Annotated in this window: 12 protein-coding genes and 1 other RNA gene; 1 reads left to right on the forward strand and 12 read right to left on the reverse strand. The window is 47.9% G+C overall.

Going from position 1 to position 12801, the window contains the following annotated elements; genetic code table 11:
• Positions 1–38: 38 nt before the first annotated feature.
• Genes HGD79_RS02565 through HGD79_RS02580 form a run of 4 tightly spaced genes read right to left on the reverse strand, consistent with a single transcriptional unit; the run spans position 39 to position 3396 of the window.
• On the reverse strand, positions 39–332 hold the full coding sequence (locus HGD79_RS02565) for a ferredoxin family protein (protein WP_000081071.1): 294 nt from the start codon (positions 330–332) through the stop codon (positions 39–41).
• Positions 329–1618 carry an FAD-dependent oxidoreductase gene (locus HGD79_RS02570; RefSeq protein ID WP_001287814.1) on the reverse strand — a complete coding sequence of 430 codons (1290 nt, stop codon included), beginning with the start codon at positions 1616–1618 and terminating at the stop codon, positions 329–331. Before HGD79_RS02570 ends, HGD79_RS02565 begins: the two co-directional genes overlap by 4 nt.
• A gap of 55 nt (positions 1619–1673) precedes the next feature.
• Positions 1674–2612 carry an electron transfer flavoprotein subunit alpha gene (locus HGD79_RS02575; RefSeq protein WP_000080700.1) on the reverse strand — a complete coding sequence of 313 codons (939 nt, stop codon included), beginning with the start codon at positions 2610–2612 and terminating at the stop codon, positions 1674–1676.
• 19 nt (positions 2613–2631) lie between these two features.
• The gene (locus tag HGD79_RS02580) at positions 2632–3396 is read right to left on the reverse strand and encodes an electron transfer flavoprotein (RefSeq protein WP_000692135.1); all 765 of its coding nucleotides are present in this window, start codon (positions 3394–3396) and stop codon (positions 2632–2634) included.
• Between the two features lie 315 nt (positions 3397–3711).
• On the opposite strand from HGD79_RS02580, the gene HGD79_RS02585 reads away from it, so the two are divergent.
• Entirely contained in the window at positions 3712–4623 is a 912-nt protein-coding gene (locus HGD79_RS02585) for an AraC family transcriptional regulator (RefSeq protein ID WP_000284799.1), read from the forward strand.
• Between the two features lie 42 nt (positions 4624–4665).
• Here the strand turns inward: HGD79_RS02585 and HGD79_RS02590 are convergent, their stop codons facing one another.
• The 8 genes from HGD79_RS02590 to rprA all read right to left on the reverse strand — a co-directional run bounded on the left by HGD79_RS02590 (position 4666) and on the right by rprA (position 12642).
• The gene (locus HGD79_RS02590; protein WP_000347850.1) at positions 4666–5817 is read right to left on the reverse strand and encodes an acyl-CoA dehydrogenase; all 1152 of its coding nucleotides are present in this window, start codon (positions 5815–5817) and stop codon (positions 4666–4668) included.
• Between the two features lie 13 nt (positions 5818–5830).
• On the reverse strand, positions 5831–7426 hold the full coding sequence (locus tag HGD79_RS02595) for an acyl CoA:acetate/3-ketoacid CoA transferase (RefSeq protein ID WP_000805691.1): 1596 nt from the start codon (positions 7424–7426) through the stop codon (positions 5831–5833).
• Positions 7427–7569: 143 nt separating this feature from the next.
• The gene (aroD, locus tag HGD79_RS02600; protein WP_000860182.1) at positions 7570–8328 is read right to left on the reverse strand and encodes a type I 3-dehydroquinate dehydratase; all 759 of its coding nucleotides are present in this window, start codon (positions 8326–8328) and stop codon (positions 7570–7572) included.
• A 30-nt stretch (positions 8329–8358) separates the two neighbouring features.
• The gene (ydiB, locus tag HGD79_RS02605) at positions 8359–9225 is read right to left on the reverse strand and encodes a quinate/shikimate dehydrogenase (RefSeq protein WP_000383460.1); all 867 of its coding nucleotides are present in this window, start codon (positions 9223–9225) and stop codon (positions 8359–8361) included.
• 11 nt (positions 9226–9236) lie between these two features.
• The gene (locus HGD79_RS02610; RefSeq protein WP_001297389.1) at positions 9237–10502 is read right to left on the reverse strand and encodes an MFS transporter; all 1266 of its coding nucleotides are present in this window, start codon (positions 10500–10502) and stop codon (positions 9237–9239) included.
• A gap of 226 nt (positions 10503–10728) precedes the next feature.
• Positions 10729–11943, reverse strand: a complete 1215-nt coding sequence (locus HGD79_RS02615; RefSeq protein ID WP_000795570.1) for an MFS transporter — start codon at positions 11941–11943, stop codon at positions 10729–10731.
• Positions 11944–12042: 99 nt separating this feature from the next.
• On the reverse strand, positions 12043–12399 hold the full coding sequence (locus HGD79_RS02620) for a YdiL family protein (protein WP_001299124.1): 357 nt from the start codon (positions 12397–12399) through the stop codon (positions 12043–12045).
• 135 nt (positions 12400–12534) lie between these two features.
• Positions 12535–12642: antisense sRNA RprA (gene rprA, locus HGD79_RS02625), an RNA gene on the reverse strand.
• Positions 12643–12801: the final 159 nt, after the last annotated feature.

Genomic DNA, 12801 nt, shown 5'->3' on the forward strand with positions numbered 1-12801 from the left:
AACATCAGGCCCGAGATGCGGGCCTGTGGGATGCATGATTAGCCGTAGCGAAAATCAATACCGAAGGTGCCTGCGGGATATTGCCACTGTTCGAGAATAGTGTTACCGCACAGCACCCGACAGGTGCCGCACTCCAGACAACCGGCAGAATCAAAATGAATGTTGCCGGCGTCATCCTGCTTATAAAGTCCGGCAGGGCAGGCTTTCATTAATTTACGGAATTCATTGATATCGGGATTTGCCGCCAGAATGATATGCGGGTGGCCCTCATCAACATGGAATTTATTGACGCCTAATTTGATGTCGACGTTAACCGTAGCGTTCTGGCTCATAGCGCGGTTGCTCCCTTAATGCCATCTTTCAGCAAGTTGATCAGCCCAATTTTCTTCGCATGTCCCATGATCATTTTGCGTACCGGCTGGTTTGGTTTGCCGTCAATGGTGAACATCTCGTTCATGATGTCGGCGACCATTCGTGGGTATTGGCTAAACAGGCGCGGGTTTTCCATCAGCGCCGGGATCTTGCGGAAATGCTGCATATCGCGCATGACGCAGCTTTGTTCCAGCTCACGTTTGTATTGCGCCAGACTGCTGGCGGAGAAATCCTCGCGTTCTTTGGCGGCGATCACCGTTGTGGCGGCAGCCTGAGCCGATGCAATGGCTAAATCCATGCCACGAACTGTAAAACCCAAATTCAGGCAGAAGCCTGCGGCGTCACCAACGATCATCACGCCATCGTTAACCATCTGCGGCACCATTGCCAGACCGCCTTCTGGCACCATATGCGCGGAATATTCAAGCAGTTTGCCGCCGCTAATTAGTGGGCGAATGGCGGGGTGTTGTTTAAAATCTTCCAGCATTTGCGGCACGCTTTTTTGCGCATGGGCGATATCACCCAATCCACAAACCAGCCCCAAGGATATGGAATCCTTGTTGGTATAGAGAAATCCCCCGCCCATCAGGCCGTCAGAAGGGGAACCGGCAAACAGCCAGGCGGCACCTTCCTCGCCCGTAATATTAAAGCGATCGTTGATCTGTTCTGGTGTGAGGCCAATAACCTCTTTAACACCAACAGCGTAATGATGCGGATCGGAAGCGGGAACCATTCCCAGCGAGCGGCCAAGCATCGAGTTAACGCCATCAGCCAGAATCACCACATTCGCTTCGAGAATATCATCCCCAGCCTGCACGCCAGTGACCTTGTTTCCTTCACGAACCAGCGCATCGACGCGAACGCCTGGGATAAACTGCGCGCCCGCCTGCTCGGCTTGTTCCATCAACCACGGGTCCAGACGATTACGCAATACGGTATAAGATGCGTGTTGCGGAACATCTGGTTGCTCGCGGTGAAAATCGAGGGTAACGGCGCTTTCTTCGGTTAAGAAGGAGATTTTCTCGCGTGTGACCTTGCGTTCTACCGGCGCTGATACTGCAAAGCCTGGAATGATTGCTTCAAGTGTGTGGGCATAAAGACGCCCGCCGGTCATGTTTTTACATCCGGCACTGTCGCCGCGTTCTATCACCAGGACATCCAGCCCGGCTCGCGCCATGACCAGTGCGGCAACGCTACCAGCAACGCCCGCACCGACCACAATGGCATCAAATTTGTCTTCCGACATGCGTTATGCTCCCTTCCCGCTGCGTTTACAGCGGGAGATGTGGTTGAAAGGGGAATTAGCGGCTCAACTGGCTAATCAGGGCAGGGACGACTTTGTAGATATCGCCCACCAGACCGTAGTCGGCATAATTGAAGATTGGCGCATTTTTATCTTTATTGATGGCGACAATCACTTTTGCGCCGTTGCCGCCAACCATATGCTGGATCTGCCCGGAGATCCCCAGCGTCAGGTAGAGATCGGATTTCAGCAACACGCCGGAGACACCGATATAACGTTCACGCTCCATCCAGTTCTCGCCTTCGGCAATTGGACGTGAACAGCCGACTTCAGCATTCAGCACCGCCGCCAGTTCGTGGACCATTTTCAGGTCATCCTGCGCCGCCAGACCACGACCGACGCCAACCACACGTTTTGCTTTGCTCAGGTCCACGCTGCTTGCGGCTTTCGCACGGCGTTCGCGACAGAGAATTTCATGACGCGGAGCAACATAAGGTACCGTTTCTGTCGGGCACTGATGAGAGGTATCACTGGTGCACGGTTCCTGAACACCGGGTGCAAGGGTAATGATCGCCAGCGGGCTGTTGATCTTTTCCTGAGCGAACGCTAACCCGCCATACATCCGGTGTTCGGCGCAAATGTGACCATCGACAATATCCACCGCCGTGGCATCGTTCACCAGCGCCGCATTCAGTTGCACACTTAACCGTGCTGCCAGAGCTTTACCACGTTTCGTCGCGGCCAACAGCAACATAGCGGGGTGTTTATCTTTCAGCAGGGCAGCAATGCTTTCGGCGTAATTTTCAGTGCGTTGCAGCGCGTCGTTTTGCTCAAGAACATAAATACATTTTGGACCATAAGGCATAACTGCCTGCGCCTGGTCGGTATTTTGTACAATGGCATACACCTGTTGGCCCCATTGCTGAGCGCCGCCAAACAGTTCAGCATAACGTTCAGGATTATCGCTAAAGACCCAGACGCTGTTTAATTGACTCATCGTTTCTTCTCCGTAGGCTTCAGTTCAGGGCTTTCTTCAGATGTTCCGCCAGCTCGGCAATGGCCTCCGGCGAATCGTTATCGATAATGATGTGCTTACGTTCTGTTTGCGGTGGTACGCGAATGCCGACCAGTTCAGCAAGTGGCGCGCTCTGGCTCCAGTCAATATCACTTGCCTGCCACTGATTTACCGGTTTTTTACCCGCGCCGAGAATGGCTTTCATCGAAGGAATGCGTGGCACGTTAATATCGGAGGTGACGCAGAGCACGGCTGGAACAGAGAGTTCAATAACTTCAACATCATCTTCAAGCGTGCGTTCAATCACCAGTGTATTGCCCTGACGCTGAATAGCACTCACTGCATTAATCACCGGAAGTTGCAGAATTTCTCCGACCAGCAAGCCAACCTGCTGGGCATAAAGGTCGCCGGAACCTTCACCAAAGATCAGTAAATCGAAGCCGATCTTTTCAATTGCTGCCGCCAGCGCTTTTGCGGTATCGAGAGGCAGTGCATGTTCAAGTTGCGCATCCTGCACCAAATACAGGCTGTGCGGCCCGCGGGATAGCACGTCTTTGCGCACTTTCGAGTTCTGCAACAATGAGCCGCCAACGGTCAGCGCGGCTATCTCATCGTCATCTGTTGCGAGCTGGCTTGCAGCTTCAATGGCATTGAGATCGAACTGGCTGATTTTGGCGTCGGCATTGTCGAAATTCAGGGTGTATTCTGGAGTGACAACAATGTCCTGTTCTTCAGGCACCAGCTTAAAGCAGGTTATTATTTTCATGATTTCTCCTGTGAGTCGCATACGGAACCATCTCCGATGGAAGGTAAAAATGGCCTGAAAATAGTGTGCGATAGCGGTGCGGGGTTTTCGACGGAGCAAGCTGTTTTCCTTGCCAACAATCTTGCAAAAAAAATGCGATCGCTAAAACAAAAGTGCAATTTGCGGCAATATAGTTATTCCATGACCGTACAATCTTGCATTCAGTGTAAATAATCTTGTTTAGCTCTCGCTAAACGCGGTTGTATAACCGCAATACACGCCGTATTTTATCCGGCATATATTGTTTTTGCTTGCTCATGGAATAGGGAGGTTGTCATGTATCAACGCTGTTTTGATAACGCCAGTGAAACGCTGTTTGTCGCCGGTAAAACGCCACGGCTTTCACGTTTTGCATTTAGCGATGATCCAAAATGGGAGTCCGGACATCACGTTCATGACAATGAAACCGAGTTGATTTACGTCAAGAAAGGGGTTGCAAGGTTTACCATCGATTCTTCGTTATATGTCGCACATGCGGATGACATTGTGGTGATAGAACGCGGCAGGCTGCATGCGGTGGCCTCTGACGTTAACGATCCGGCAACGACGTGTACCTGTGCGCTGTACGGCTTTCAGTTTCAGGGGGCTGAGGAAAATCAGCTACTGCAACCGCATTCTTGTCCGGTAATTGCCGCGGGGCAGGGAAAAGAAGTCATAAAAACCTTATTTAATGAGCTAAGTGTGATTTTGCCGCAAAGTAAAAATAGCCAAACATCTTCGTTATGGGATGCATTTGCCTATACGTTAGCCATTCTTTACTACGAAAATTTTAAAAATGCTTATCGTTCGGAGCAGGGGTATATTAAAAAAGATGTTCTGATAAAAGATATTCTTTTCTATCTGAATAATAATTATCGCGAAAAAATCACTTTAGAACAGTTATCGAAAAAATTTCGTGCCAGCGTCAGTTATATTTGCCATGAATTTACCAAAGAGTATCGTATTTCCCCTATTAACTATGTTATTCAACGGCGTATGACGGAAGCAAAATGGTCACTCACTAATACTGAATTATCACAGGCAGAGATCTCCTGGCGTGTGGGTTATGAAAATGTCGATCACTTTGCCAAACTGTTTTTGCGCCATGTCGGTTGTTCGCCCAGCGATTACCGTAGACAATTTAAAAACTGTTTTGCGGAACAAGAAATCCTATCTGAATTTCCTCAACCGGTAAGTCTTGTTGGATAAATCTGGCGGCGCAGTTTGTTAAGAAGCTGCGCCGCCTGCAGATTATTTGTTCTGATAGTCTTTCAGGATCTGCCGACCTGCTACGTAAATCATAATTTCGTCTGTACCGCCGCCGATACGTTCACAACGGACATCACGCCAGAAGCGGGAGACGCGCGCTTCATCGGTATAGCCCAGACCGCCCATGATTTGAATCGCATCATCAATGACTTCCATTGCGGTACGTGCGCAATACAGTTTTGCCAGCGCCGCGCTGGTGCGCAGTGACTGATGCTGATCGGCTTGCCATGCCACTTTCAGCACCATGTTGCGCATGTTGTCGATCTTAATCGCCATCAGCGCCAGTTTTTCCTGGATCATCTGGTTATGACCAATGGGCTTACCAAAAGCGATACGTTGGTTGGCATAGCGGGCGGCATCTTCAAAGGCGCATTCGGCAAAGCCGGTGCTGCGCGCGGCGTTGATCAGGCGCTCCATCTCAAAGTTGTACATCACATTGAGGAAACCCATTCCTTCTTCGCCCACCATGTCGCTCTCTTCAACTTCCACATTGTCGAGATAGACTTCGCAGGTGCTGAGCATATGCCAGCCGATTTTATGCAGCGGGTTAATCTTAATGCCGGGCTTACTGGAGTCGACCCACCACAGGGTGAAGGCTTTTTTGGGATCTTTCGGTTGCGGATCGCGCGCCAGCACCAGCATATACGGGTACTCTTTCGCACCGGTAATAAAGGTTTTTTGTCCGTTGATGTAGACCTTGCCGTTTTTACGCGTGTAAGTGGTAGTGGCACTGTTGTTATCTGAGCCAGCACCTGGTTCCGTCAACGCCAGGGCATAGGCGGGATCACCCGTTTCCAGGGTGCTCTCTGCCGTTTTACGTAGCTGCTCTGCAGAACCGAAACGGCGCATACTGTGAATACATTGACCGTTGGTAATTAAAAATGCCGGAGCACCGCATTTTGACACTTCCATCAGCGCCAGCATTTGGGTGACGTAATCCGCAGGGATACCACCAAATTCTTCCGGCACGCCAAGCATGGAAATACCGTTATCCGCCAGCGCCCGCATAAACTCACGCGGATATGTCCCGTTTTGATCGCAGGTGCGGAAATACTCTTCCGGAAAGTTAGTCGTAATCAGTTCGCGAATACTGGCCAGCAGCAGTTCTTGTTCTTCAGTTAAAGAAAAATCCATCATTATACTCCTGTTAATGAGCCGCTTCAGGCAGGACAAAACCCATCGCCGCATCGATAAATAATCTTTCGTCCATCAGTTTGAGTTCTGGCGAAATCACTGGGGTGAAGTCCATTTTGTCGAGAATATCTTTTTGTAAATCGACGCCAGGGGCGATTTCGATTAAATGCAGGCCGTCTTCTTTCAGCGTGAATACAGCACGTTCGGTGATGTAACGAACATCCAGTCCCCGTTCGAGCGCGATTTTTCCGCTAAAAGTAATTTCCGGTAGTTCCCGAATAAATTTATTTACCCGTCCTTCCTGGACGATATGCAATTTGCCATCGGCAATTTCTGTTTTTAAACTGCCCGCAGTTAACGTGCCGCAGAAAATAATTTTCTTCGAGGTGGCACTGATATCAATAAATCCACCGGTACCCATGATTTTGCCATTGAATTTATGCACGCCGACGTTACCGTGCTGGTCGACTTCAGCAAAACTCAAATAACAAACATCCAGACCACCACCGTGATAAAAATCAAACTGGGACGTCATATCCAGAATGGCGCGGGTATTCACGTTCGCGCCAAAGGCGATACCCTGTGAAGTAATTCCGCCAATCGGACCTGTTTCTACCGTCAGAATAAAGTCATCAGCACAACCTTCTTCCCGGGCGACCAGGCCAATACCGTCAGCAATACCGACGCCGACATTCCCCACCGCGCCTTTACGCATTTCGAATAATGCACGCCGCGCAACTAATTTACGTTGGTTTAGGGGCAGGCTAAGTTTGGTGCTGTCATCAAGGGTGAAGTCACCAGAAATAAAACGGTTAACCGGCGCACCGCCATACAGTTGGCTTTGATCCGGATCGACCACCACAATATCCACCAGATAACCCGGAATACGGACAGATTTAGGATGCAGCGTGGCTTTCTTAACCATTTTCTGCACCTGCATCATCACAATACCGCCGTTATTGTGCACCGCCTGGGCAATAACCAATGCGTCGAGATACATCACCTCATCTTCAAAAGTGGCGTAGCCTTCACTGTCGCAGGTGGTAGCGCGAATGAAGGCGATATCTGGCGCAATCGCTTTGTAATAGAGATATTCTTTGTTATCAAACTCGACCAGTTTAATCAGGTCTTCTTTCGTGACTTCATTCAGTTTGCCGCCTTGCTGGCGTGGATCGACAAATGTCCCGATGCCAATATCACTAATAATACCAGGCTGGTGGGCTGCGGCGGCGCGTAAGGTTTGTGTAAGTACACCTTGTGGATAGTTATAAGCAATAATTTTATTTTGTTCTGCGAGTTCAGAAATACGCGGCGATTGTCCCCAGTGACCACATAATGCCCATTTCACCAGACCTTCTTGCGCCAGAGGACTAATACCACGGTCGGCGCGATCGCCAAGCCCTGTCGGACTAATAATCGATAAATTACGTGGCGTTTGAGTCTGTTTATATTTATCAGCAAGAGCTGTAATTAACGTGGTGGCTTCCAGAATACCGCCGCCAGCGCCTAACACACAAAGTGTTGCTTCGTCGGGAATATAATTCACCGCTTCCTGTGCCGACAGGACCGGCACTCGTCCATTAATACGAGGTGGTTTTACAGGTTTCATTGTTAATTCCTGATTCAGATGTGATTTTCCCTACGCCAGATGGAGAATTAGCGCACAGAGACTCACGAAATATTTTTATTAAATACGGTTAAATATATTTTTTAAGTTCGGCGGGGAGGGTGTTCCCGCCGAAATATTATTGCTTATGCCTGGTGTAAAATAGTTAATACCGTGCGTAAATCATTTACCGAGATTTGCCCTGGTGCAGAGGCTTTTTTTACCGCACCAAAAGTTGCCGCCGAGCCAAATACTTCACCAGCCAGACGAGAAATTACGCCAGTTTTTGCCATCGACATCGTGATGATTGGACGATCGGCATACTGCTCCTGCATCTCCAGGGTCGCGGTAAGCAACGTCAGCACATCGCTGGTACTTTGCGGCATCAGCGCAATCTTAGGAATATCGGCGTCGAAGGACTGCATTTTGCGCAGACGGGCAATGATTTCTTCGGCTTCCGGCGTTTTATGGAAGTCATGGTTGGACATGACAACTTTCACATCATGCGCGTGGGCGTAGGCGACGGTTTCTTTAACCTGATCATCGCCGGTAAATAACTCCAGATCGATCATATCAACCAGGCCGCTGTCGATGGCTGCACGATTGAGAGCAATATAAGCCTCGGTGGAAATCGCCTGCTCGCCGCCTTCTTTGGCACTGCGGAAGGTAAACAGCAGCGGTTTTTCTGGCATGGTTTCACGGAGAATTTTTGCCGCCGCCATGACAGACTCCACATTGGAGAGGTCGGCAAAGTGGTCCACACGCCATTCCAGAATATCAAAGTCCGCTTCACGATAGGCGAGAGCTTCGGATTTCACGCGGGCGATATCTTTCGCCATCAGCGAGACGATGATTTTAGGTGCGCCCGTACCAATGACGAGATCTTTTACAGTTACGGTTTTCATTTTTTACCCTTTCTGCACGCGGTCAGCCTGTCAGGCACCGAACCCCATGACCTGTTTAACATATTCCAGAGGGAAATCTTTGCCAGTCCATAACGTGAACTGTTCAGCCCCTTGCCACAACAACATGCCGTATCCATCAATCGTTTTGCAACCAGCTTGTTGCGCCTGCTGCAATAACTTCGTCATATGCGGGTTATACACGCATTCAGTGACCAGCAGTCCCGGATGTAACAGACTGATATCATTAACTAATGATTCATTCTCAAGGGGTTTCATACCCACTTTTGTGCCATTGGTTAAAATGTCGGCGGAAGCCAGGGCTTCAGCAAAGGCTTGCTGATCGGCGAGATCGGTAACCGTGACGACACAATCGGTGTTTTCGTTAACCCGCTGCGCGAAGGCGAGGGCTTTATCGAAGAACTCATCCCGACGGTTAAAGAGTTTAATTTCTTTTAAACCTTCAATTGCCCCCTGCGCGCCAATCGCCGTTGAGGCACCTCCGGCCCCTAACAGCACCATTGTTTTGCCTTTGATATCAAAACCGCTCTCTTTAATGGCGCGAATATGGCCCGTGCCGTCGGTGTTATAGCCGCGCAGGTAGCCATCATCATTAACGATGGTGTTGATGGCACCCACCAGTTTGGCTGCTGGCGTTAATTCATCAACATATTCACACGCCAGTTGTTTGTTCGGCATTGATATACCAGTTCCGCGCATTTTGAGGGCTTTTAATCCTTCAATTGCTCCGGGAAAACTATCGTTATCCACTTCAAAGGCCATATAGGTAAATGGCAATCCCGCTTTTTCTAAGGCTTTATTCTGCATTTCAGGCGATAAACTGTGGCGGATAGGATAGGCCATCAGCCCAATCAATTCGTATTTTGCGGTAACATCCATAATTAACTCCTTTAACCTCTATGCTTAATTGTGTTTAACCGGGTGCTAAATTTACGCTCGCCAAACCGCACATCATTCTCAGGAATAATAAAAACGCGGTAATAGCGGATAAAAACAATAATTGCGGTAATCAGGGCCAGCAGCGCGAAAGTAAAATCGAGAACAATGATATATTGAAGGCCGATGTTCGACAGATAACCGGTAATCAGCGGAATAACAAAGTTAGCCAGTCCACCCATCATCATATAAATACTGGTGACTTTGGCTTTGCTTTTTGGGAAAAACTCTGACATGACCGAAACACCGAGCTGTAAAATGCCGCCAGCTGCTGAGAAACCGATAACAAAGGCGCCGGCATTACACACCAGTGGAGAAGGGTACAGGTAGATAATGGCTGCTGTTATTGTTGCCAGTGCAGAGTTAAATACATTAGCCCAGATGGGCCGGACCATTTTTTTCAGTAGTGCGGCAAAAATAAAGACACAGACCAACGAGCCCATACTGTAATAAGAGATGGTTTTTAATGCCTCAGCTTCTGACATACCAGCAAAAGCCATCGCATATTTGGGCATCCACACCACAATCACATAAAAGGTCGAGAATGCGGCTACACCGAACAGTACCGATGAAACACCTTCCAGCCAGACTAACGGTTTGCTGTTCATTTGCGGTAATTCATTAGCTACGCTGGCGTCCACCAACTGGCTGGGGAATTTGCTTTTCAACAGCATCAGCGTGATCAGTACAAACAGAATACCCGGAATAATCAGCCCATAGCCGTACCAGATATTATTGAGCAACATATAGCTCACCAGCATTGGGTAGAACATTTGCCCAAATGACACCATCGCTTTAACCAGTATGACCGCCGAACCAGAGGCTTTCGGAAAGCATTCCATGAGCGCGGGGTAGCCACCCGTATCCAGCGCTGAGTTAGCGATACCTACGCACACTGCCAGACCGTAGGCGAGAGTTAAATTCGGGCAAGCGGGAATACCAAAGAAGAATAGCAGATACATTATTACTGCCATTAATATCACCGCCCGACGACCAAACTTATCGGAGATCACACCGAAGAATAAAATACTGATCAATCGCCCCAAACCAATACCGGAAATTAAGTAGGCAATGCCCGCGTTGTCAGTGGAAAACTTTTCCGCCAGAGATGACATGTTTTGGGCAAGCGTAATAACACTAATGCCGTGCAGGAAGTAGCTGAAGTAAATACAAAGAACAGCCAGGATAAATGGCGTGCTGAAAGCCTTATTTTGAGACATTTTCACAGCTCCTTGCTGAAAGATAATTTCGTTACCGTACGTATTGTTCTTCGACGGTTTACATAATTACTATACTGAAGATGATTTTCCCTGGGTACATGGCATAAAGTTTATGTTTCCAGGAATATTGCATGTCATAGTTTGTTTTTGATCGCGATTTTCCTTAGTTAGCGCAGAAAGAGTTATTTATCCGTAAGATCTTGCATGACCTGAAAAGAATATTGCATTACCCACCCGGAGCGACATTTTCCTTTAGCGAGTGATGCCGCGTTTTTTTGCGGCTGCGTAAGCCGATAAACAGTGCCAGTAAAAAACCGATGGCAGCGATGGCGGTATCGAACCACATAATATCGGCAATACTTCTTTGGGACAGATGAGCCGTAATCAACGGAATAGTAAAGGTCGCAATACTGCCCGCACTGTAATAGATCCCTGTAGCTTTACCTTTAGCGTAAGGGAAACGTTCAGCCATTAACGTCAGGCCAATTTGCACAACACCTCCAGCAGAGGTAAAACCAATGACAAAAGCAAATATTATCACCACATAAAATGTGGGATGCAGGCAGACGGTAAACAGAGCAATAAATGAGATAAAGGTGTACAGCATCAGTAATGTTGTTGGGCGAACGGTATTACGAATGAGTGGAGCGGTAATAAATACACAAAGCAGCGAACCCACGGTGTAGATACTGAGTAGTTTAATCGACATAGTGTATGACATGCCTGCAACAAATTGTCCGTACTGTGCCAGCCACTGGCTAACCAGATAAAACGTTGCCATTGAGATATAGCCATATAAGGTATAACTGGCTAAATCGATAATTGAACAGCGATGTTCCGTAGAGCTGGTGGTTTTCTTTATGACAGGTAAGCGATGACCCGGATGGGGTGGGAACGTACAACGGTATAAAAACAGAGCGTTAATAAACATAATGCCTGCAGCAATCATAAAGGACCAACCGAACCACAGTTCAGCCCACACTAACAGGCTAATGATTAGCGGTAATAAAAATTGTCCGCTGGAAACAAATGCTTTAATTAAAATATTGGCTGTCCCAGGTGAGCGTGGAAAAGCTTCCATCAAACTGGGATAAGTGCCTGCATCGAGAAAACTGTTTGCCATTCCTGCCAGAAAGCCAAAAACATAAGCGATAATGATGTTATTGGTGTGCAGGATGCCAAAAAAGAAGGCCATATAGCAGCACATCCCGAGCATGATAAAAGGGCGGCGACCAAAGCGATCGGATAATAATCCTGCAAAAAGCAAGACACTTAATCGACCAATGCCCAGCGATGAGATAACTATCGAGACACCCGCGGCATTAGTCTGCCAAAGTGTCTCCAGCGAGGCCATATTCAGGCTCATCAAAATGACGCCCATACCATGCACCAGGTAATTAAAATACAACCCAAGTGCGGTAGGGTAATAGGGATTTTTCATAGGTTCTACTTAGCAAAGGTGCTTTAAAAAGTGTAGCGATGTTGTGTCAGTATCCGTTCATTATTGTTGTAACAACGACAATTCCTTTTTGTGGAGAAATTAACAAAGCCGCTCCAGATCGTGTGCATATAATTCAGCGGCTACCGATTGATAGATCTTCCAGTCAATAAAATTGCCATCAGGGTAGACTTGTTGAAACGCGGTTAAGTCGGGGAAAAAACGCATGGTGTTGTTGCCGATGCGGTTATTTATTTTCTCTATGATGGCATGAAGATGTTTTTTTCGTTGCTGACGCATAGCCAACAGTTGCTCGACTACACGATCAGGAATGGCGCATTTGCCATTTTCCCACTGACGCCAGCTTTCACTGTCACCGGTCTGGGCAATCCAGGTCGCGCATTCATCAATAGTCATGGCAAAAATATGGCGAAGTGCCTGGAGTTCATAAGCGTTCATCGTGTAATGGCTGCATGAAATAAACAATAAAATATAAATAACATTATCAGCCTGCTGACGGCTTGAAGAGAGTCACAGTATCTTGTGCAACATTATTGGAAAGAGTGAGGGGCGAGGTAGCGAAGCGGAAAAATGTTAAAAAAAAGCCCATCGTGGGAGATGGGCAAAGACTACACACAGCAATTCGTTGTTTCACTCAGGGGATTTCCATGCTTATAAATCAATATGTTGATTTATAACCGTAAGCTAATAGTAGGCATACGGACTTTTTGCGTCGATCAGATTCGTCTCATTAGTTTAAAAACTGTAAAGAATTTGCGACAGGTACTACCAGCTGAATGGCGGTAAGCAGGAAAATATGGGGAAGAGCAAGCAAATATCAATTAGCGGGGGTTAACAATC

Source organism: Escherichia sp. SCLE84 (assembly GCF_012584495.1).
In the GTDB taxonomy this organism is placed as follows: Bacteria; Pseudomonadota; Gammaproteobacteria; order Enterobacterales; family Enterobacteriaceae; genus ECMA0423.